The organism is Cucumibacter marinus DSM 18995, from assembly GCF_000429865.1.
In the GTDB taxonomy this organism is placed as follows: Bacteria; Pseudomonadota; Alphaproteobacteria; order Rhizobiales; family Devosiaceae; genus Cucumibacter; species Cucumibacter marinus.
Window position 1 is genome coordinate 340,809 of the sequence record NZ_KE386978.1, and the last position, 22,115, is coordinate 362,923.

At 59.8% G+C, this 22,115-nt stretch carries 18 protein-coding genes and 1 tRNA gene; 5 read left to right on the forward strand and 14 right to left on the reverse strand.

Annotated elements, in window-relative coordinates:
- Positions 1–15 precede the first annotated feature (15 nt).
- Positions 16–1,035 (reverse strand): sugar ABC transporter substrate-binding protein, encoded by a 1,020-nt coding sequence (locus tag G489_RS0115060; RefSeq protein WP_245578939.1) that lies wholly within the window; start codon positions 1,033–1,035, stop codon positions 16–18.
- A gap of 312 nt (positions 1,036–1,347) precedes the next feature.
- On the opposite strand from G489_RS0115060, the gene G489_RS0115065 reads away from it, so the two are divergent.
- Complete coding sequence (locus G489_RS0115065; RefSeq protein ID WP_029042220.1) at positions 1,348–2,550, forward strand: ROK family transcriptional regulator; 1,203 nt, start codon at positions 1,348–1,350, stop codon at positions 2,548–2,550.
- A 562-nt stretch (positions 2,551–3,112) separates the two neighbouring features.
- Here the strand turns inward: G489_RS0115065 and hisD are convergent.
- Genes hisD through G489_RS0115095 form a run of 5 tightly spaced genes read right to left on the reverse strand, consistent with a single transcriptional unit; the run spans position 3,113 to position 8,784 of the window.
- Positions 3,113–4,423, reverse strand: coding sequence for a histidinol dehydrogenase (gene hisD, locus G489_RS0115070; RefSeq protein ID WP_029042221.1), 1,311 nt, complete (start codon positions 4,421–4,423; stop codon positions 3,113–3,115).
- A gap of 30 nt (positions 4,424–4,453) precedes the next feature.
- Positions 4,454–5,524 carry a sugar phosphate isomerase/epimerase family protein gene (locus G489_RS0115075; RefSeq protein ID WP_035872853.1) on the reverse strand — a complete coding sequence of 357 codons (1,071 nt, stop codon included), beginning with the start codon at positions 5,522–5,524 and terminating at the stop codon, positions 4,454–4,456.
- The gene (locus G489_RS20900; protein ID WP_035872854.1) at positions 5,521–6,855 is read right to left on the reverse strand and encodes an FGGY family carbohydrate kinase; all 1,335 of its coding nucleotides are present in this window, start codon (positions 6,853–6,855) and stop codon (positions 5,521–5,523) included. The genes G489_RS0115075 and G489_RS20900 overlap by 4 nt, the downstream gene beginning before the upstream one ends.
- Positions 6,852–7,865 carry a glycoside hydrolase family 3 N-terminal domain-containing protein gene (locus G489_RS20905; protein ID WP_035872856.1) on the reverse strand — a complete coding sequence of 338 codons (1,014 nt, stop codon included), beginning with the start codon at positions 7,863–7,865 and terminating at the stop codon, positions 6,852–6,854. Before G489_RS20905 ends, G489_RS20900 begins: the two co-directional genes overlap by 4 nt.
- A gap of 22 nt (positions 7,866–7,887) precedes the next feature.
- Positions 7,888–8,784: a 2-deoxy-5-keto-D-gluconate 6-phosphate aldolase domain-containing protein gene (locus G489_RS0115095; protein WP_029042225.1), complete on the reverse strand. Its 897-nt coding sequence runs from the start codon at positions 8,782–8,784 to the stop codon at positions 7,888–7,890.
- A gap of 178 nt (positions 8,785–8,962) precedes the next feature.
- Between G489_RS0115095 and G489_RS0115100 the strand changes: the two genes are divergently transcribed.
- Positions 8,963–10,000: a Gfo/Idh/MocA family protein gene (locus G489_RS0115100; protein WP_029042226.1), complete on the forward strand. Its 1,038-nt coding sequence runs from the start codon at positions 8,963–8,965 to the stop codon at positions 9,998–10,000.
- 40 nt (positions 10,001–10,040) lie between these two features.
- On the opposite strand, the gene G489_RS0115105 is transcribed toward G489_RS0115100, so the two are convergent.
- From G489_RS0115105 to G489_RS0115120, 4 genes are all read right to left on the reverse strand, one after another.
- Positions 10,041–11,189, reverse strand: a complete 1,149-nt coding sequence (locus G489_RS0115105) for an ABC transporter ATP-binding protein (RefSeq protein ID WP_029042227.1) — start codon at positions 11,187–11,189, stop codon at positions 10,041–10,043.
- Between the two features lie 4 nt (positions 11,190–11,193).
- Positions 11,194–12,075, reverse strand: coding sequence for a carbohydrate ABC transporter permease (locus G489_RS0115110; RefSeq protein ID WP_081691612.1), 882 nt, complete (start codon positions 12,073–12,075; stop codon positions 11,194–11,196).
- On the reverse strand, positions 12,075–13,052 hold the full coding sequence (locus tag G489_RS0115115) for a carbohydrate ABC transporter permease (RefSeq protein ID WP_029042229.1): 978 nt from the start codon (positions 13,050–13,052) through the stop codon (positions 12,075–12,077). The genes G489_RS0115110 and G489_RS0115115 overlap by 1 nt, the downstream gene beginning before the upstream one ends.
- 149 nt (positions 13,053–13,201) lie before the next feature.
- Complete coding sequence (locus G489_RS0115120) at positions 13,202–14,485, reverse strand: ABC transporter substrate-binding protein (RefSeq protein ID WP_081691613.1); 1,284 nt, start codon at positions 14,483–14,485, stop codon at positions 13,202–13,204.
- Positions 14,486–14,758: 273 nt separating this feature from the next.
- Between G489_RS0115120 and G489_RS0115125 the strand changes: the two genes are divergently transcribed.
- On the forward strand, positions 14,759–15,844 hold the full coding sequence (locus G489_RS0115125) for a LacI family DNA-binding transcriptional regulator (protein ID WP_051332698.1): 1,086 nt from the start codon (positions 14,759–14,761) through the stop codon (positions 15,842–15,844).
- Between the two features lie 38 nt (positions 15,845–15,882).
- Here G489_RS0115125 and G489_RS0115130 read toward each other — a convergent pair whose 3' ends face one another.
- Positions 15,883–16,578, reverse strand: coding sequence for a hypothetical protein (locus G489_RS0115130; RefSeq protein WP_029042232.1), 696 nt, complete (start codon positions 16,576–16,578; stop codon positions 15,883–15,885).
- Positions 16,579–16,738: 160 nt separating this feature from the next.
- Between G489_RS0115130 and G489_RS0115135 the strand changes: the two genes are divergently transcribed.
- Complete coding sequence (locus G489_RS0115135; protein ID WP_029042233.1) at positions 16,739–18,550, forward strand: thiamine pyrophosphate-binding protein; 1,812 nt, start codon at positions 16,739–16,741, stop codon at positions 18,548–18,550.
- A gap of 288 nt (positions 18,551–18,838) precedes the next feature.
- Here G489_RS0115135 and G489_RS20910 read toward each other — a convergent pair whose 3' ends face one another.
- Complete coding sequence (locus G489_RS20910; protein ID WP_051332699.1) at positions 18,839–19,996, reverse strand: glycerol dehydrogenase; 1,158 nt, start codon at positions 19,994–19,996, stop codon at positions 18,839–18,841.
- Positions 19,997–20,404: 408 nt separating this feature from the next.
- Here G489_RS20910 and G489_RS20915 point away from each other — a divergent pair, with 408 nt between their 5' ends.
- Entirely contained in the window at positions 20,405–20,890 is a 486-nt protein-coding gene (locus G489_RS20915) for an SIS domain-containing protein (RefSeq protein ID WP_051332700.1), read from the forward strand.
- Positions 20,891–21,030: 140 nt separating this feature from the next.
- Here G489_RS20915 and G489_RS0115150 read toward each other — a convergent pair.
- Together G489_RS0115150 and G489_RS20920 are read right to left on the reverse strand one after the other, a co-directional pair.
- Positions 21,031–21,117, reverse strand: a tRNA-Leu gene (locus G489_RS0115150).
- Positions 21,118–21,364: 247 nt separating this feature from the next.
- Complete coding sequence (locus tag G489_RS20920) at positions 21,365–21,754, reverse strand: GFA family protein (RefSeq protein ID WP_051332701.1); 390 nt, start codon at positions 21,752–21,754, stop codon at positions 21,365–21,367.
- Positions 21,755–22,115: the final 361 nt, after the last annotated feature.

Below are 22,115 nucleotides of genomic sequence, written 5' to 3' on the forward strand. Positions count from 1 at the left end.
CACAACGTTTGTGTACTAGCCCCAGCAGAGTTCGCGGCCCTGTTCGACACTGAGCTGGTCGAGGCCGTCCACGGGTGCGTCCGTGACGAGCCCAACGCCGGTGTCAAAGAAGTCCTTGCCCTCGGTTGCAGCGGGAAGTTCGCCCGACGCAGCGTATTCGGCAATCGCCTCGACGCCGAGGCTGGCCATATCCAGGGGGTATTGCTGTGCCGTTGCGCCGATGACGCCCGATGCGACATCCTCAATGCCGGGGCAGCCGCCATCGACCGAGACGATCAGCACATCGTTCTCGCGGCCGACCGACCTGAGGGCCTCATAGGCCCCAGCGGCCGCAGGCTCGTTGATGGTGTAGACCACGTTGATCTCAGGATCGATCGCCAAGAGGTTCTCCATCCCCTCGCGGCCACCCTCGGCGTTGCCATTGGAGAGTTCCTGGCCGGAAATGCGACTGTCGGTCTCATCGCCCCACTTTGAGGGGTCCCCGATCTCAACGCCAAAGCCCGTAAGGAAGCCCTGGTTGCGCAAGACACCGACCGTCGGCTGGCTGATGTTGATGTTCAGAAGGCCAATCCGGGCATCGGAGGTGTCACCCATGGTTTTGGCCGCCCACTCGCCGATCAGGACGCCGGCCTGGAAATTGTCGGTGGCGAAGGTCATGTCGGCCGCATCCAGCGGGTCGAGCGGCGTATCGAGGGCGATCACGGCGAGGCCCGCATCACGCGCTTGCTGAACCGAAGACGTGATCGCCTTGGTGTCTGACGCCACCAGCAGGATTCCGTCGACGCCCTGCGCAATGCAGGTTTCGATCGCAGCGACCTGGGTTTCATGGTCGCCGTCGAACTTTCCGGCGTAGGAGTACAACGCCACGCCGAGTTCGGCAGCTTTCTGGAACGCGCCCTCTGCCATCTTCACGAAAAATGGGTTGGTGGCATCCTTGGTGATCAGGCAAACGCTCGAGTCCGAAATACTCGATTGCGCGAATGCCGATCCAGCCAGGCAGGTCGAAGCCACCAGCGCAGCGACCCCGGTTCGGATGTATTTCATGGTTCTCTCCCTTTGGTTTCAGATTCCATCGCCTTGAGCCCCGGATTCGAGTGACTTGGCGATGTGCGAAAGCGAAGTTCCCAGGCGCTTTGCGAGCGCTGTGCTCGGGGCCTGCAATTCGGAATTTCCTCCCTGCGACGGACGTCCGCCTCGATCACCTAGCGCCTTCAACCATCGCCTGTCAATAATTACTTCTCTATGAATTAATAATTGATCGAGCAGGCCGGTCGGGCAGGGCAAAGGCCGAGGGCCGGGCTCATATGGTGTTTCCAACCAGCTCTGATTTTCTGCTAGAGATACGGAATGGATGACGCGGAAAAAGAGAAGCGGCTGCTTTCTCACCCTCAAAAAGGGTCAAACCAGATTGCGGTGAGAAGTTACAATGAGCGGCTGGTGCTGCAGTTGATACGAGAGCACGGCAGGTTGACCAAGGCTGAGGCAACTCGTGCCACGGGCCTGTCCGCAAACGCAGCGTCTGTCATCTTCCGGGCGCTTGAAAGCGAAGGGCTGGTTCTGCGGGAAGAACCCATTCGCGGGCGCATCGGTCAGCCCTCTACGCCGCTTCGCATTAATCCTGAAGCGCACCACTATGTGACGTTGCGCATTGGCCGCCGCAGTCTGGAACTGGCCGTGGTGAACTTTGCCGGCCAGATCGTCTCGCGGAAACACACGCGACAGCCCTTCCCGACTCCCAAACTGACATTGGATTTCCTCGACACCGAACTCGCGGAGGTTCTGGCCAACGCCAAAGTCAGTCGCGAGTCGGTGGCCGAGATGGCCGTCGTGATGCCCTATGAGCTTTGGAGCTGGACCGAGGAGTTTGGCGCCCCAAAAGCGGAGATGGAGGCATGGCGGCGTTTTGACCCGGTGAAGGAAGTGCAGAACCATGTGCCCTGGCCGGTTGTCGTCGAGAATGACGCAACCGCGGCCTGCCGGGCCGAACTCATTTTTGGTTCTCACACGGACAAGCGGGACTGGATCTACTTTTTCGTCGGCACGTTCATTGGCGGCGGGGTGGTGCTGAACAGCAGCGTATTTTCGGGACGGCGCGGAAATGCCGGCGGGTTTGGTCCGATGCGCGTGCCCGACAGCGAGGGCGGTGATCGTCTTGTGGACCATGCGTCTCTCGTCGTGCTGGAGAGGGAAATCGCCGCGAAAGGGGGCAACCCCTTCGATCTATATGATGCGGAGAAGGGCTGGCACGCTTTTGAGGACGAGGCGCAACGATGGATAGGCCAGGCGGCCACAAATCTCGCACATGCGATCGTTTCCTCCCTGGCGATCATTGATTTCGAAGCCGTCGTGATCGACGGTGTTTTACCGGCAGCAATCAAGAAACAGCTGGTCGATCAGATCAGGCAGGAACTGGAAAACTCTGATCTGCAGGGCGTCCACATGCCACGCGTCGAGGCAGGACAGATCGGCGCCGATGCGCGGACCATGGGCGGGGCGGCTACGATAATCAATGCGAAATATATGAATAATCAAAATATTTCAATGAATTAACTCGTGATCGAGTAATCGGCCGCGCCGACGCGCTTTCGATGATTTTCGTGAAACCTGAAGACCCTGGGTCTTCTTATCCGGTTTGATGGCCGGCTCGATCCTTCGATATTCGGCACTCTGCCGCCTTTTTTCGCTCAGTGACAGCAGGGCTGACCTCGACGCGTTCACCCATCCAGCTGACTTGCGAGGGATTGCGACGCGAAACGGCTTGCGCCTGCACAGCCATGTCCATGTCAGGATCAGAAATCGCTGATTGCGCAGAATCCGAGAGGGATCCCGCTTCCCCTCGGCGTCCCCCAAACGCAAAAAACTCACAGGTCCGGCGTTGGCACCGGTCTGTCTTCATCTATGAGAAGGGAAACGACTACGTTCAATTGCAGCAAAGCTGGCCCCACTATCAGGCCCCATAATCGGCAGCCTGGACAGAACGGGCACCATCAGAGGCTGAGCGATATGCGACCTATTCACAGTTGTTTGGCGGAGTCGTCGCAAAATACAGTGGTTTTTGTAGTCTAGCTAAGTGACGGCCCACACCCAACAAGTGTCCGGGCACGATTGTCTGCTACTTGGAACCGCCTTCGCCGAACGGCACGTTTTGGCCTCCATAACGCCGAACACGGATGTTGCACTGCTCTGCGTGGCCAACAAATCCTTCCAGCATGCACAGCCGAGAGCCATATGAGCCCACCAGCGCAGCTGCTTCATCGGTCACGACTTCCTGGTAGCTGTGCGTCTTGAGGAACTTGCCGACCCAAAGTCCGCCCGTGTACCGGCCGGCGCGGCGTGTGGGCAATGTGTGATTGGTCCCGATCACCTTGTCGCCAAACGCAACATTCGTCCGCGGTCCGAGAAACAGGGCACCGTAGGAGTGCATCCGCTCGAGATACCAATCATTACGGTCCGTCATAACCTGAACGTGCTCGCTGGCGATTTCATTGGCGAGTGCGAGCATCTCTTCGTGATCCTGGCACAGGATGATTTCGCCATGGTCTTCCCAGCTGACCCGCGCCGTCCCGGCGGTGGGCAGTGTGTCCAGCAACCGATCGATTTCTGCGAGTGTCTGGCGAGCCAGTGTCTCCGAGGTGGTGAGCATCACGGCAGGCGAATCGTAACCGTGCTCGGCCTGCCCGATGAGATCGACAGCACACATTTCCGCGTCGACAGTCTCGTCGGCGATCACCATGGTTTCGGTGGGTCCGGCGAAAAGATCGATTCCAACCCGCCCGTACAGCTGGCGCTTCGCCTCGGCGACATAGGCATTGCCTGGCCCGACGATCATGTCACACGCATCAATGGTTTCGGTCCCCAGCGCCATTGCTCCGATCGCCTGGATGCCGCCCATGACATAGATCTCATGAGCACCTCCCAGATGGATCGCCGCGATGACCGCAGGGTTGGGTTTTCCCTCGAATGGGGGCGTGGCAGCCACAATTCTCGGCACGCCGGCTTCGTCCGCGGTGGCCACACTCATATGTGCCGACGCGACCATGGGAAACTTGCCGCCGGGAATGTAACAGCCGACGGAGCGAACCGGGATATTGCGATGGCCCAAGATAACCCCGGGCATGGTCTCCACGCGGAGATCTTGCATGGTTGCACGCTGCGCCTGTGCGAAGGTGCGGACCTGTCTCTGGGCGAAACGAATATCGTCCATGTCGCTTTCGGAGACCTGAGATACCAGCGCCTCGATCTCGCTGCCGCTGAGGCGATAGCTTTCCGGCGTGTAACGATCAAAGCGATCAGACATCTCGCAGACGGCCACGTCGCCGCGCGCTTCGATATCCCTAAGCGCCGTTTCAACCGTGTGCCGGACACGAGCGTCCTCGTCAGCTCCATTCCCTGCCGGTCTGGCTGATTTCAAGTGTTTTGCCATGTCGAATTCCTTGTCCTCGCGCCACCCAGATCAGGCGGGATCGATGCCCATCATCTTGCGCAGCTGGCGCCGTTCCAGGCGCGGTGCTGCGAAATCATCAAATGCCCGGTCGGTCAGTTCGATGATGTGATCGCGGATGAAAACGGCACCTTCGCGGGCGCCAGCTTCAGGATGCTTGAGGAAGCACTCCCATTCGAGCACCGCCCAACCTTCGAAGCCGTGAGCGGTCAGCGCTGAAAACACAGCCCGGAAATCAATCTGACCGTCCCCCAGCGAGCGAAAACGTGCCGCACGATTGTGCCAGGACTGAAAGCCGCCATAGACGCCGCGGCGATCGTCTGTTCGCAATTCCGCATCCTTCACATGAAACATCCCGATGCGTTCGGCATAGGTCTCGATGAAACCCACATAGTCCATGCCCTGCAGAAGGAAGTGGCTCGGGTCATAGAGGATCTGGCACCGGGGATGCTCGCCGACGCGCTCGAGAAACATCTCGAACGTAATACCGTCATGGACATCGACACCCGGATGAACCTCGAAACACAGGCCGACGCCTTGCTCGTCATATGCATCGAGAATGGGTCGCCAGCGACGCGCGAGCTCGTCGAACGCCTCTTGGGCCAAATTGGCGGGAGGTGTGGGCCAGGGATAAAAATACGGCCATGCCAACGCGCCCGGAAACGCCGCCTGATGCGTCAGCCCCAGTCTCGCAGATGCTTGCGCCGCGAGATACATCTGGTCTACCGCCCATTCCTGCCGCGCGGACGGTTTGCCTCTGACCTCGGATGGAACAAGTCCATCGAACAGTTCGTCATAGGCCGGATGCACCGCCACGCAATGGCCCTGCAAGTGTGTCGAGAGCTCGGTGATCTCGACCCCTGCCTCACTCGCCACACCCAGAATTTCGTCGCAATAGTCATGGGACGATGCCGCTAATCCGAGGTCGATGAGCTCAGTGCGCCAAGTCGGAACCTGCACTCCGACAAAGCCCTTGTCTGCCGCCCAACGACAGATCGAAGCGAATGAATTGAATGGAACCTGGTCTCCTGCAAACTGCGCAAGGAACACTGCGGGACCCTTAATGGATTGCTTCGCGCTCATGATGCGGTCTCCCGGTTGGACTGCGGGGAAACGGTGCCCAGTCCCGCGGATCGGGCGGCACCAAGGGCAGCGCCGAATGGACCGGCTTCTGGTCCCAAATAAATTTCGAATCCCGGCATTCTTTGCCGGCGCGCGTCAGTGAAGGGACGGTGGGTACGCCATCCCCCGGCCATGACAGTGCATCGGGCAGGTCCACAGGCCCGTTCGAGTCTCTGCGCCATCTCAAGTGCCGAATCTGCGACTGCGCCGTTTGCGGCGCACCAGATCTGCTTGAGGTCACCTTGCAGCACTTCGCCTGTGACGTCCGATACCAGCGGATTGGGCAGTTCGACTTCCGGGGTTGAGGGGCACTGATGGTCCGAAAGGCTTCGGAAGTCGATGCCGGCGGCATCAGCAACCCTCATCAAGGCGCGCGTGGTGCCCTGGCTGGCCGTGACAGCAAGGTGGGAATCGAGGACATGGCGTCCCACCATGAGACCCTGCTCCACCATGCTTGCAAGATCGTCCCGGCTCACACCTGCCGGAATACTGCGCACCAGCGTCTCCGCGGTGCCGCAGGAATCGAACATGACATCTGGATCCAAGGCACCCACCCCCGCGCAGGCCACGGCGTGATCGTGCCCGGCAATGAAGACTGCAGTCTGATCAAAGCCGACACTTGCTGCGCGCCCGACCTGCTCGGTTGAAGGCCCGATTGCGGGCAACACTGTACGACCGTATCCGGTCCAATCCGCCAGGAGTGGCGACCATTCGGCATCGAGAACGTCGACCAGTCCTGACTGGCAGGCAAGGGAATACTCAGCACGCGGGCACCCCGTCAGCGCAAAAGCCGCCAGGTCCGCCATACCGAGCCAGACAGCGCCGCGGGGAGGCCGAAAGCCCTCGTCATGCAACTGGCGCAGCCGACACAGGCTCCAGGACGGATCGATCGGCAAACCAGCAATGCGTGCGAAACGCTCCTGTCCAATCTCGGATTCGAGCCGGTCCGAGAACGGCGCCGTTCGCCTGTCGTCCCAGGAGATTACAGGAGTCAGGCAATCACCAGACCGAGTGTCGACGAAAGCGCCCGACTGACCCATGCTGGTAATGCCGAGTGCACCGACCCGGCTGCCGTGGCGCAGCTTTTCTGCTGCTTCGAGCGTCCCCGTGACCAGAGACTTCACTTGGTCGACCAGAACACCGCCATCGAGCTCGCGACCCGACCTGGACTGCACCCAGGGCGTTGCGAACCGGTCTTCCGCGACGACGGTCCCTTCCATGTCGACCACCATGCATTTGGTGGCCGTGGTCCCGATATCGAGGCCTGCAGCAAGAGGGTCGCGTTGGTTCATGAAGCCCACTTCGCGGCCACCCTCACCCTGTCCGCCGCCTCTGACAGGCGCTCGGCAGGCAAGTCTCCTTTGCGTACGGCTTCAAGAACATATGCCACCAGGTCGGGCAGATGCGGTCCCGATGCCACCAGCAACAGATCACTGCCGGCCTTCAGGGCATTGACCACACAGGTCTCGAGGGGGTCGTCGCGCATAACGGCGGCGGAATCGAGATCGTCGCTGATGATCAGACCGCCGAATCCAAAATCGCCGCGCAACATGTCGTGCACGACAGGGGAACAGGATGCCGCCTGGTCCGGGTCAATTTCGGGAAGCGGTGCGGGGCCGACCATGACGGCTTTCACACCCGCCTGGATGGCGGCCCGGAACGGTGCGGCATTGGCAAGTATCTCACTCCTGTCCAAGGTTGTCTTCGCGGTCTTGTCGATTGCCGGATCGCCCGAGATGTCGGAAAAGCCCGGGAAGTGCTTCGCGGTCGCGACGACATGTTGGGACTGCACGCCTTCGATGAACCCGATGGCAAGGCGCGAGATCGTTTCGATATCGTCTGCCATGGTTCGGCCATCAAGCCAGACGTTGCGGCCCGTCACCCGGTCAACGATCGGCGCCAGGAACAGATTGACGCCGATTTTCCGGGCTGCCTGCGCCGTCTTCGCGCACTGGTCACGCAGTTCCTGATCCGAAAGTGCATGGGCCTCGGCCCGGCCGGGCAGGTCTGGCACAAGGTGCTGCAGACGCCGAATGCCGGCCAGCTCCTGATCGACCGCCAACAGCAACGAGCCTTCTGTCATCGCGGCGGCGGTATCGGCAAAATCACGGATGTGCTGTGCGGTTTCACCCGACTGCCGCTCCTCGGACATCTCTCGCGCGACATATTCTTCCCGCCCCTCACCAGCGAGGAGCGAGCATCCACCACGAGCGATGTGGTTCTTCAAGACAGAGGTTAGTTCCAAGTCCGCAAATGCAGGCAGAAACACTGCATGCGCATCAGCTGCCAGGTCACGTGTCATATGTCCGTTCTCCGTTTCGGCTTCAACGCTTGGCGCCGGTAAACACCGTTGCGAAATGCTCAAAGGTGTCCGCAATGTCTGTCACTGCCTGTGCAGCCGTCCATGTGCCTGATGAACGGTTCTCGATGCCACGCGCCCAGCAACTGCGACCGACCGCGAAGCCGACATAGCCGTCCGTGCCTGCGGACATGCGCAACCAGCCGTCGACCGTCTCGGTATCGGCACCGCCGCCCAGCACCACAGCCTTGACGTCATCACGTCCGGCTGCCCGCATCTGTTGCATCGACTGTTCATAGGCTTCAGGCGATCCCATTTGCTCCAGTTTCCAGAGTTCGGGATTGGCGCCAGCCTGTTGAAGTTCATCGATGGCCCTCAGGATGAGCCCTGGACGCTCAGCCGCAACGAAATGATCCTTACCCGCGGCCAGCTGTTCGTTGGTGGGCAGAACCTGCAGTTCGAGCATGAACGGGCGCGGATTTTCCGAAAGCCAGTCGAGCAAGGGCTTGATTCTGGCCATCTGGTCGGACGCGTTGGCCGCAACCGGGTTGTAGTTGATCAGGGTTTGAACGAAGTCGGGATCAACGGCGGTGACATGCGCGGGCATGTCAGTGCCGTACTGAATGGTGTAGTCGCCGACGGTTCCATCATCGACCGGCATGAAGCGCAGAATGCCGTTGTCGCGCGCGCGTTCCAATACTGGTGCGCCCAGTTCCTCGTCCATCAACAGGGCTACTTCGTTGCGCGCAATTCCCCGATTGACCGCTTCGAGGAGCCCATCAAGGATCAGATGCTTGGCATAGGTAACCCACTGATCACCGTCGGTGAAGCCTGTCGGTGTGTTGGTGTCCCACAAGCCCCGCAGAATATCGCGGTGATCGCAAGGAAGGACAAAGAGTTGCTCTCCGAGAGATGCGTTCATAGCCCTAGCAAGTCTCCAAAAATGTGTTGGTTAAACGTATCACCATATGGCATGAAGGACGAAGTGATGTCAACGCCTCCTATGGCGGCGATGGCGGACTCCGAACGGGAAGGCTGGAGCAGAGACACGCCTCCGCCTTCTCTGCGATATTGAGAAGACGACTGCAGGAGACATTCAGATGAGCCATTCAGGCGATCAAATCGGATGGGGCATGGTGGGCGCCAGCTTCATGGCTTCCGAATATGTGATCCGCGATCTTGAGAAGCGCGACGACTCGAAGGTTGTCGGCTTCCTCAGCGGGTCACCGGAACGGGCCGCTCAGTTCTCGGCGAAGACCGGCGTCGAGCAAAGCTACTCCACTCTCGACGAACTGCTGGCAGATGAACGGATCGATGCCGTCTACATCAGCACCCAAAACCATCTTCATGCGCCCCAGACGATCGCAGCGGCGCAAGCGGGCAAACATGTTCTGTGCGAGAAGCCACTTGCGACGTCCCTGGCCGAGTGCCGCGAAATGATCAATGCCTGCAAGGACGCCGGCGTCGTGCTGGCCACTTGTCACCACCTACGCGGCAGCGCCGTGATCATCACAGCCAAGCAGATGGTGGACGCCGGCGAGATCGGTGAGATCGTCGCCATGCGCGTCTTCCACGCGGCCTATCTGATCGAGAGGCTGCAAACCTGGCGGCTGCATGACAAATCCGCAGGTGGGGGCGCCATTCTGGATCTCACACCGCACGACGCGGACCTCGCACGCTTCTTCACCGGAACCGAGGTGGAAAGCGTCACCGCATCGGCGTCCAGCTTGGGCATGGCTACAAACGGTATCGAAGACAATGCGGCCGGCGTGATGACGCTCACAGATGGTCGGCAGGTTCTGTTTCACGATGCTTTCACCGTTCCCCACGCCGGATGCGGCTTCGAGGTGCACGGTACCAAGGCCAGCCTGATCGTTCATAACTCGATTAATCGCGAAGGATCGGGCGAGTTGACCCTGCGCGAGAACGGCCGGACCCTGCGCGAGATAAAGCCGGATGCATCCCTTGCCGCACTCGAGCCGTTCCAGCGGACACTTGATCACGTCGCGGGCGCAATCTCGGGAAATGCCCGGGTTTTGGCAACGGGCGAAGACGGCATGAAATCCCTCGCGGTGGCGTTGGCAGCAAAGAAGTCCGCCGAGTCCGGCCGACGCGTACTCCTGTCCGAACTGGACTGAGCAGCAGGCCTTCAACGCAAGCGCAGTGCCGCGACTGAACTCAGTCGCGGCGCAGACTCTTCCCGCTTTCGACATCGAAGAGGTGAAGGTTGGCGGGGTCGAACTGAATCGCAACGTTCGATCCGAGCTCCGGCACCGGTGTCGATCGCGACAAACGGATCTGCAGCATCATATCGTCGGGGATATCATTGCTGCCCGTTTCCGTGCGGTCGAATTTAATGGCATCGCCGAACCCAACGTGAGCGATGCGCTCCGCACCCAGGCTTTCAACAAGTGAGACCCGCAAGTCTTTGAGCGTTCCGGCTGCCGCATCGACGACTATGTCCTCGGGTCGCAAACCGACGATGACCTGTTTGCCTGCACCGTTGGCAATGTTGAAGTCCGTGCTCAATCGGCCATCGAATTTCATTGTTTGTTCGCCGACCACCAGAACCGGAGTGGTGCCATCCTGAGTCAGGCCAGCCCTGAACAGGTTCATCGGAGGCGCGCCCATGAAGCCGGCGACGAAAGCGTTTGCAGGACGATCATATATGTCGTCCGGCCGCCCGTATTGCTGAAGTACACCGCCGCGCATGACTGCAATGCGGTCCCCCATGGTCATCGCTTCAACCTGGTCGTGGGTCACATAGACCGTCGTGGTGCCGACCTCTTGCTGCAAACGGCGAACTTCGACCCGCATGTGAACGCGCAGTTTGGCGTCGAGATTGGATAGCGGCTCATCCATCAAGAATGCATTCGGATTCCTGATCAGGGCCCGTCCCATCGCGACGCGCTGGCGCTGGCCGCCCGAAAGCTGGGATGGCCTGCGGTCGAGGTATTCCTCAAGACCAATCAACTTAGCCACTTCATCGACGCGCTGTGCGATCTCCGACCTGGCAAACCGGTTGATCTTCATTCCGAATGCGAGGTTGTTGCGCACGGTCATGTGCGGATAAAGCGCGTAGTTCTGGAAAACCATCGCGATATCGCGCTCACCGGGATCTGCCTGCGTCACGTCCCGATTGGCCACGGTAATCCGCCCGCTGGTGACGGTTTCGAGCCCTGCGATCATCCGCAGCGCCGTCGTTTTGCCGCAGCCCGAGGGGCCAACGAAGGCAACGAACTCACCTTCGCCGATCTCGAGGCTGAGATCGCTCACCGCGTGAATATCGCCCGCGAAGGTTTTTGTTACGTTTTCGAGCTTGATCATATGTCTATCCTTTGACGGCGCCCGCAAGCATTCCGCGTACGAAATAGCGCTGAAGCGCCAGGAACACGGAGACGGGAACGATCATGGTCACGAAGGCGGCCGCAGCGAGCAGATGCCAATCGCTACCCCTGGCTGCCAGCAGTTTTTGAAGGTTCATGGTGACGACCTGCACATCGGGATTGCCACCAAGGAACACCAGAGCGACGAGAAAGTCGTTCCAGATCCACAGGAAATGGAACACACCGAACGCCGCGATGGCCGGAAGGGCCAACGGAAACACCACCCGCCAGAAGATCTGGAAGTGATTGGCGTTTTCCATCTTGGCCGCCTCGATCAGCTCCGCGGGAAGTGCCGCGATGAAGTTTCGCAGGATCAATAGTGCGATCGGCATGGCGAAGCCGGCATGGGTTATCCAGATTGCGATCAGCGAATTCGACAGGTCGAGCGCTGTCCAGGCCCGCAGCAAGGGAATGAAGGCGAGCTGCAAGGGCACCACGATCATCATGATGAAGAGCGCAAAGAAGAATTCACGGAATCTGAACTCGATCCAGCTGAAGGCATATGCGGCGTAAGCGGCCACGAGTATCGGGAAGACCACCGCCGGCACGGTGACGGCAATCGTGTTGACAAAAGCCTGCCCCATGCCCTCGCCGGTGATCACGCGAGCATAGTTGTCGAGGGTCCACTGCGCGCGATTAAAAGGATCAAGCAGGGTGGTCCACCAGCCGCTGGTCTGGATCGCGAACTCTGTCCGAAACGATGAGACAAACAGGCCAAGCGTCGGCGTTATCCAGAGTACGCAAAGAACGATGATGGCCAGGCGGACCGCTATTGTTCCGCCAATCCGTCGTGCGCGCTTTGATGGCAACTCGGCTATGTCGGCCATCAGTTATGCCCTTTCGAAGAAAACTGTTTCAGATTGGCGATCATGACCGGGATCACGAGCAGCAACAGGATTACGACCAAGACGGCGGCCAATGGCCGATCCCGGAAAGTGAAGGCAAGCAGGTAGAACCGGTTGCCGATCACGTCCGTGTCGAAGCGACCGCCGGTCAGTGAATAGACAACATCGAACACCTTCAGGGTCAGCAGTGCGATCGCGGTCACCACCGTGAAGATCGTCGTCTTGATCTGCGGCACGATAATTCGCCAGAAGATCGTAAACCCAGAAGCACCTTCCAGACGTGCGGCCTCGATGGTCTCATCCGGCACACCCTTGATCGCTGCCGACAGGTTGACCATCGCAAATCCCGCGAACAGCCAGACCATGATGAACATCAGTGCGAAGGTATTCAGCTTGTAGTCGCTGACGATCAGCCAGGGCCTCGGTGTGCCTCCGAGCATCACGACAATCTGGTTGATCAGTCCAACCTGGGGCGTGTCCGGTGGCGAGAATGCGTAGACAAGCCCCCAGATCGTGGCGGCCCCGACAAAGCTGATCGCCATGGGCACGAAGATGATGGTCTTCACGAAGCTCTCGACCCGGCGCGACAAGCGGTCGGTCAGACCGGCGGCCACGAGGCCGATGAGCACACAAGCAAAGGGGACGAAAACGATCCAAAGCAGCGTGTTGAAGATCGTGGCGCGGATGGCAGAACTGTTGAATGCGCGCTGATAGTTGGCGAGACCAACCCAGTCTCCCGAGCGGGGGTGCTGGAACGACTGGAGAATGGTGAGTGCCGTCGGCAAGAGATAGAACAGAAACAGTAGAATGACGGCCGGGCCAGCGAAGACGAATGGGGTCGCGAACTTCTGGGCGCGCGGGCTCAGCCTCTCCACCAGCCATCTCGAAATGACAAAATACAACAGCGTGACCGCCAGCGCCGCGACGGTCCAAAGCAATGTGATTAAGATACGTTCCATCGAGTATGCCGCTCTTGATCTTTCGTTCGCCTGGCGTCTGGTTTTCGAGTGCCGGGCGAGCAAGTCTACTACGTGCGGGAGTAATCTTTGCGCTGGAAAAGGAGCCGGGCGGCGGCGCGGGGAGGAGTGCCGCCGCCGCCCGTACCGGGTTAGTTCGCGAAGGAAGCGTCAATCTCGGCGAGGATCTCGTCGAGGCCTTCACCGCCCTGCTCGATCCAGCGGGCAATGCCACCCCAGGTCGCCAGCTGCGCCTGTGGCGGGAACTGGTCGACGGCATTGTCACGCACGGTCGGGGTGTTTGCGAACCATTCGGCGTGCTTGCCGATCATGTCGACCGGGTACCATGCCGGGTCGGTATCGGCATTGATGGCCAGGAACCCGGCGCCACTTTCAAGGAAGGGCTTCAGGGCTTCAGGCTGGGTCAGGAAGCGAGCAAACTCACGCGCTTCGGGGGTATCGTTGAGGATGCCCACGAAGTCCGAGTTGGACACCAGCATGTCGGGAAGTTCGGTGTCCGCCTTGGGGAACAGGAACTGGCCGAGCACATCGCTGGGTGTCTTGTTGTAGGGCTCGGGGAAGACCGAGATGCCGAATGTCGGGATATGGCTGATGACGCAATTCGGCTCATCAAGGAACATGGGCGTCGACTGCTGATCCCAGGGGGTCGAGAGCATGCGGTCGCTTCCGCCGAACACCGCATCGTTGTCGAGCAGGATCTTGCCCACTTCTTCGAATGCAGCCTTGATCCGCGGATCCGAGAATTTGATCTCGTTGGTCGTCCAGCCCTCGTAGACCTCAGGTGGGTACATGGCCAGGATCATGTCCATGACCCAATCCGCGCCAATCCAGCCGGTGGCAGCAGAGCTTTCCATGGCAACACACCAGGGCGTGTAGCCGTCGGCCTTCATCTCGTCGGTGAGGGCCAGCAGGCCTTCCCAGGTGTCGGGGATGCTGTATCCCTCATCTGCGAAGACGTCTTTGCGGTAGAATATGGAGCTGTTGACCAGCCCCCAGAATGCAAAGCCGGGGCGACGATCGGGAAGATTGGTCATGTCCAGCAGAGATGCGGGGAACTTCTCTTCAACATAGGCCATGTCGAGGACGTCGTTCAGATCCACATGCGGCTGAATCTCGTCCACTGCCAGCATCGTGCCGCTCTGCGGATACAGAACCAGATCGGGGGCGTTGCCGCTTTCTACACGCGTGAAGATCTGGGTTTCGAAGTCACCCAGGCCCTCATGCCGAACCACAATGCCGGTCTGTTCAGTGAACTGGTCAAAGGCCGCCTGCAGTTTCTGGCCATCCTCGCCCGAAATCGAGGACATGATCGTTACCGTCTTTTCCTGTGCGAACACGGGACCGGCAAGGGCAGCAACCATCAATGTCGCGAGCGCCCCTTTTGTAGTCGTTGATTGTAAGTAGTTGAATTTCATCTCGTTTCTCCCTGATCTTCCGGACAGGGGCGATTTGCCCCTGCATCATGTCTCCCGGATCACCCTGAACGCTCGACCACGCGAGTCGACCCGAACCTGCCCCTTCCTGTGGGGTTGAGCCTTCGGATCTCGCTCATTAGTTTATCGTATAACCTGCGTTGCGATTGTTGTCAACAAACCGGGCGGTCATTGGACATCACGTCGATGATAAGGCTATTAAGCCGTACTGGCTGGATGAGACATTAGAACCAAGGTTGGACCAAGATGGTCACTATGAAGGACGTGGCAAAGGCGGCTGGCGTTTCTCAAGCCGCTGTATCCTATGCCTATTCCCGACCTAACAAGGTTTCGAAGGAACAACGCGAACACGTTCTCAAGATCGCCCATGAGCTTGGATATGCCGGCCCCAACGTCTTTGGACAAAGCCTTCGACGTGGTCGAGTGGGCGCGATTGGCGTGATCGTTCCGGACTCGCTTGCTTATACGTTTGAAGACCCGTCGGCGTTTCTCATCCTCAAGGGCATATCGGAGACCGGTGATCTGGCCAACGTTCCCCTGACTGTCCTGCCCATCGCCCATGCGCACCAGGGACAGAGTATCGAGGTGAGCTCGTTTGCAGGCCAGCCCCTGCCCGAAACCAGCCCGGCGCTACGCGGTCTGGTCGATGGCCTGGTCGTTTTTGCCCTGTCCGATGACGATCCGGTCGTGGCGGAACTTGCGCGGCGGGGCACGCCCCTTGTCACGATCGATTCACCCATTATCGAGGGAGTGCCCTACATCACCGTTGATGACCGGGGCGGCATGAGAAGCCTTTTCAGCCACGTGATCGAAGTTGCGACCTCAGACATCCTGATCGCGATCGACAAGCTTTCTCCGAACTATCCGAGCGGACCGGTATCGCTCACCGAGGTGTTCGAGCAGAGCTATCGTGTGCCTCGAGAACGTCTCCTCGGTATCAGGGATGCGGCACTTTCGGCCGGGTATGACCTGTCGAAAGCCACCTTCTTCAACATCGGCAGCTTTCACGCGTCGGACGCGGCCGATGCATTTGACGGCCTGTTGTCCAAGCACTGCCCCTCGGCCATTGTGGGGATCAACGACGTCGTTGCCCTGGCAGCAATAGAAAGCCTGCAAAGGGTCGGCCAGTCGGTTCCGGGCGGCGTAGCTGTCGCCGGCTTTGACGGCAGCGCTGCGGCGGAAGCCGCCCAGTTGACCACCGTACGCCAACCGATGGCGGAGAAAGGGCGACTTTCGGCGAGAATGCTCCTCGAGATCCTCGATGGTAAGGAAACCTTCTCGCGCGAACTACCTGTCGAACTTTTGATCCGCGACAGCACACGTCTGGCACGGGCCGATTAGCGCTCGCGATCGGCGCACCCAAATTTGCCCTGATCGCATCACTGCGGGTGAAGTTCCACGGCCAGCCAGACGCTTTCAGTATCTGTATAGTAGCGATGCCAGGGATAGACCCACTGGTTGGGGCCGCCCACGGTACAGAAGGCCTCATGGGTGAATCCGGGCGTCATGATAACGTCCTCGTAGATAGTCGAGGCTTTCCGGTCCCGGAACTTCTGCATGCGGCCCTGCCCCATGATCTGCGTATGCACCTCCAGGAACGGGTGCTCGTTATGAATGAAGCAGTCGGTCTCGTTCGGAGACCACCAGCATTTCAGCTTGATCTCGAAAAGCTGCTCCCGTCCTCCGCCGCATGTCTCCCGCGTGAACTGTCTCGGGTCGACCTTCACCTGCCCAACACTGTCGGAGGGTGAAAGATAGAGAGGCGTCTGCCGCGGAAAACCGTCAAAGACATCGCCAAACCATTGCCAGCCTCGCAGCATCACGCCTCCGAAATTTTCAAGTTCCGAGATCTTGAGCACCGCGATCCGTTCGGCTGAGCCGATCAGCTCGTTGACAAGCATCGTTGAACGCCAAGGATGGAGCGCCGTCGGCACTTGCTTACCGATGAGAACTGGCTCGGCCGACAGGTTCACCACGATGCCATCTGCGACGTAATCCTCGACATTCTCGACGATGCGCGCATCGAAGTGACGATCCGCAAAGGCGAGATCCCTTTCACGGTTCTTTTCGATCATGGACGAACGCTCCCTTTTTAGTTTAACGTATAAGTAGCACGATTCTGCTGAGTGGCAAGCCACAAGCTGCAAGTGCTGGAATCCAATCACTTCAAACGCCGGCACAGGCCCGACCGAAGCCGGCATCATCAAATTTGCCCAAGATCGATCGGGAAAGACCATGACAAGATCAAAACTGACCGGTGGCGAAGTCGTCGCCAAAGCACTCAAGGAGTATGGTGTCGAGTATGTTGCGGGCATACCGGGCCATGGCAATTGGAGTCTGACCGACGCCTTCCTGCAGGAAGACTGCCAGATCCCGTTTATCCAGGTGATGCACGAGCAATCGGCAATTCACATGGCGGACGGCTATTGGCGGGCCAGCGGCAAGCCCATGGCGGTCACGACGTCTGTTGGGCCGGGCGCAGCCAATACCGTAATCGGCCTCGCGACCTGCTTCGCCGACAGTACAGCCGTTTTCTATATCAACGGCAGTCCGGCCACCCACATGAAGGGTCACGGCGTAATGCAGGAGATCGACCGGCACAACGAGAACGCCTTTCCCCGCATCATGGAACAGGTCACCAAGCGATCCTACAAGCCGGCGCGCGTCGACGAAGTGCCTTTCGTCATGCACCGGGCCTTCAACACGATGCTTTCCGGACGTCCCGGACCGGTTCATGTCGAACTTCCGATGGACACGCAGTGCGAGGCCGACGAGGTCGCCATCCATCCCCTTGCCGAGCGCATGGCCATGGGCGTGGCCTATCCCGACCCGCGCGCGATCGAAAAGGCCGTCTCGCTGCTGCTGAGCGCCGAAAGGCCGGTGATCTGCGCCGGCGGCGGGGCGATCTCTGCGGGCGCTTCCGAAGCCCTTACGGCACTGGCGGAGCGGATTGGCGCTGCCGTCAGCTTCACCTGGAACGGCAAAGGGGCGATCAGTGAAGACCACGCCTTGTGCGTCGGCGCCGTCGGTCAGACCGGCACCAGCTCGGGCAACGGGATTACAGCGAGCGCCGACCTGGTGATTTCGGTCGGCTGCCGGTTCACCGACTGGTCGGCATCGAGCTATGCGAGGGGCGTCAGTTTCTCGATTCCGCCGGCGAAGCTGATTCACATCGATCTCGATCATCACGAAATCGGCAAGAACTATCCCACAGAGGTCGGAATCGTCGCGGATGCCCGCGTAACCCTCGAAGCAATGCTGGCCATGATTTCCGATGCCGACTCCGCCAAAGCGGTCGAGAAGAAGGCGGTTTTCCTCGCGGATATTGAATCGGCCAAACAGGCTTGGGCCGAAAAGCTGGCCCCGCGCCTCAACAGCCGCGAGGCGCCCTTTACCTCGCAGTTCCCGCTGAAGGTTCTTCGGGAAGTGATGGGGCGGGATGGCATCGTGGTCGCGGGATCCGGCAATACCCAGGGCGCGGTCAAGCAGAGTTTCCCCGTCTATCAGCCCCGCACTCATCTGACCTCCGGCTCGTACTCGCCCATGGGCTGGGCCGTGCCTGCAGCCTTTGGTGCCAAGCTCGCTATGCCGGACCGGCAGGTCGCGGCAGTCGTCGGTGACGGCGATTTCATGATGTGCGCGCCGGAACTGGGTGTCGCACAGATGCACAAGATCGGCACTGTGATCATGGTTCAGAACAATTCGGGCTACATGTCGATCCGTGGTGGACAGCGCAAGTTTCAAGGCCGGCATATCGGGTCCGAGTTCAATCGCGATCATGGCAATGGCGAGCCCTATAGCGCGGACATTGCCGAACTCGCCGAAGCGTTCGGGGTGCCATCCTGGAAAGTGACCGAAGCGGACGATCTCAAGCCTGCGCTGGAAAAAGCCTTCGAAACCGACGGCCCCGCCTTGGTCGAGGTCATTACATCACGCGACGCTGCGGGTCCCTTCGCCGATGGCTGGTGGGACTTCCCCTCCCCTGCCTACTACGAGAAGGAACAGGCTGCCTATGAAGAGATGCGCCGCAAGGAACAGCATCTCTAGCCTGCGTTGGATGGTTCACCGTCGCGGGAGGCGGTGAGCCATCCATGATCGACTGGGCGGGGTACCGGCATTAGCCGCACCCTGCCTTTTCAACGGGAGAAGGGGTTCAACTGCGGGCCCCTTCTGCAGATCGCCGCGCTCTGCTGTTTCCACATGTCCTTGGGATAATACGAACAGATCCTGCCTGGTGCTTCTCCGGCGTGCAACGCCTGGCATGAAAAAGCCCGCACAGGCAAAGAGATCAAAGATCGGAGCCGGTGCGGGCAAGCTGAAAATGGCAGAGGGCGATCAGCTCTTGCCGCCTCTCCAGGCGGGACCATGCCCAAGCGCTGATGAGTTCGCGTCGGCAGCGATGATCGCGTCCCTCACCATCTGCGTCGAAAGGGGCACGGATGTGCGCAGCGTCGAAGCGCCAGCCTTCAGCGCGACTTCTGCCACAAGGTCAAGGTCAGCATCGCTGGCGTCGATCAGTCCCACGTCCTCGAGCCGTGTCGGCAGGCCGACGCTCTTGAGAAATTCGGCTGCTTCGACAAACTCCTCATGGGGCCGGCCCTCGAGCACCAACATGCACAGGACACCAAACGCCACCTTCTCGCCGTGTAGATAGGCATGTGCCGCATCCAACTCAGTCAAGGCATCACTGATGCCGTGCGCAGCCGACACGCCACAATTTTCAAAGCCCAGACCACTTAGAAGCGTATTCGCTTCGATAATGGCTTCCACCGCCGGCGTGAGCGCGCCGCGCTCCACGGCCTGCCGGGCGGAAAGCCCATCCCGGAGGAGGATCTCATGACATTTTTGCGCAATCGCGATACCGGCCGCCGTTGGCGGATGACGATGTCCAATGAAATTGTCACATCGCGCCTCGAGGTTGGAACGCGCCTCGAACCAGGTCGAGAACGCATCACCGATACCGGAAATGAGATAGCGCGGAGGCGCGGCGGCGACGACTGCGCTGTCGACCAGAACGAGGTCTGGATTGCGCATCAGAAACAATCCTGTATCGAGCACGCCCGCTGAAGTGTACCGCACCGCAATGGCACTGCAGGGCGCGTCCGTGGAGGCAACCGTGGGCGCGATGATCATTGGCAGTTTCAAATCGACCGCAACCACCTTGGCGGTATCCATGGTCTTGCCGCCACCAATACCAACCACGGAATGGCCACCGGCATTCTTGGCAGCCGTAACGGCCCTATCGATTTCTTCTGCGCTGCATTCGCCACCAAACAGTTCGAAGTGCGCCGTCACACCTGCCTTTGCGAGCGATTCGCGAAGCTCTGCACCCATCAAGTCATCAATGAAACGATCGATAAGTATGAAAGTGGTCGGCCCATAGGCATTCAGATACTCGCCAAGTGCCCGCAGTGCGCCCGGTGCCTGGACATATTTGCCCGGACCGCCAAACCCGCGTCCGAGCGACGCATTGGATGCGCTTTGTTGAATCATCACTCTCTCCAGATTGTTTGTGATAGGTATAACCAACCTTGAGATCGGTGTCACGACGCTTGTATGTCCGTGCCACCAAACAAGTGGATTCTGAAGTTGTTTTTGCATGTGTAGGCAGCGTTCTGGCACCGGTGAACACTGTTTTGGTGGCCTGCAATGGGCTTCTTCGCTAGGAGATCGCGGCCGCGTTGGGGAGTGACTGAAGACGAGTACTGCGGACACTTTTCAGGCATTCAAGAGCAGCTGGAACCACGCTCAAGTCGAGCTTGTGCGGCCGGCTGCGTAACCAACGCGGTGATGACTCCTGCAGGAGTATGCGATCGCCAGCACTCGTCGACCTCAGGTATTTGTCCCGCGCGAAGTTCAGCGCCACCGGGCTCGCAACTCGAATGCGTCTCACGCAACGCCATGCGGCGTGTACTCGATCTGATCGAGAAGGCGGCGCGAGTGCAGATTGTCGGCGTCGGGGCATCGTCGCTGGTTGCCCGCGATCTCACCTACAAGCTGCAAAGGCTCCACCGCATGGTGATCTTCGATGCCGACAGCCATGTGCAGGTGGCCAATGCCGCCACTCTGACGGCAGGTGATCTGGTGATCGCGCTATCGCAGTCTGGCGACAGCCTCGAGACCCGCCGCATCGTGGAAACCGCAAGCAAGAATGGCGCGGGCGTGCTCACGATCACCGGTGCTCAGCCCAATCGGCTGGCCGAACTTGCCGATGTACAGCTTTATGCCGTTGCCGAAGAAGAGCGTCACCGCTCCTCGGCCATCTTCTCACGCGATGCGCAGCTCGCACTGATCGATCTGCTGTTCATTCAACTGGTTCAGACAAGCGATGCCGCCGGCCCGCTCATTCGCGCCGCCGAAGAAGCCGTGTCCATCCTGAAGAAATGAATCTGCCCGATACCCCCTACGATACCCGCACTCATGCGAAACAAGGGTTAGGAGCGTTCGCTATGTTCACATCTATCCCGCGGAAATGCCTAGAAACCTGGCACTTTCGAGGATCTATGTTCATCTGTGAGAAGGGTGGATGGTGCCCAGGAGAAGACTCGAACTTCCACTTCCATACGGAAACTAGCACCTGAAGCTAGCGCGTCTACCAATTCCGCCACCTGGGCACGCCGGGCTCACGCCCGGAATGGGGTGCATGACTATTGCGGGTTCAGGAGTTTGTCAATCAGGGTTTGGCGGTCAAATCGCGCAAACCGGCAATATTTTTCGGGCCGTGCCGGCGCCTGCCGGACGCCCTCGCTGGACGGGCAAAAAACAGGACGGTCCGGCCCCGGCACCGGCGCTCCAGAAGGGGGCGGAGGCGCCGATGTGAAGGTTCGGGACCGGACCGCCCCAGTCAAACGCAAGAGCGCGTCAAAGGCTCCGTCCGTCCCAGTGATGAATCCTGCCGCGGTCGATTTCGACCCCCTCGAGGCAGTTCACATTGACCATATAAAGCGCCTGACCCTCCGCATCGGTGCCGCGGGCAAAGCTTTCAATGCCGCAGACCGCGCAGAACAGATGCTCGATCCGTTCGGTATTGAAGCGATAGGGGGTCAACGCCTCTGCCCCGCTGATCAACCTGAAATCGCGCGCGGGCACCGACTGCATGACCCAGCCGAGCCGGGCACAGCGCGAACAATTGCAGTCGCCCAGGCTGTCGAGCGCGGTCACCGCCTCGAAACGCACCGCCCCGCAATGGCATCCGCCATGGACGGTTTCGGCCTCGGTGAACGGTGCGGTTCTGGTGTCGGTATCAGGCATGGGACAATCTCATTGGCGTGGCATCCTCCGGGACAGCGGCGGATGCGAAAAGATCTTGCCGCGACGTTCTTGCCGCGACGTTCTTGCCGCGACGTTCTTGCCGCAAGCCAGTGAACGCCACCGGACGCACCCGCCACGCAAGGTGCAAGGCGCAGCGGGCCGCCGGTGACAATGGCCTAAAGCAGGTCTCAAAGTACGCGAACAAATCAAGAACATTTGCCGATGCGAGTCAAGCCGGCATTGCCGGCGAACCGGGCGCTCATGACAACCCCTGCCAGTGCCGGCCCGAACGCGCGTCGTTGCCTGTGCCACAGGCGTTGCCCAAAGCACCGCGCGCCGCTTGAACGCCCCTCTTGCCCGC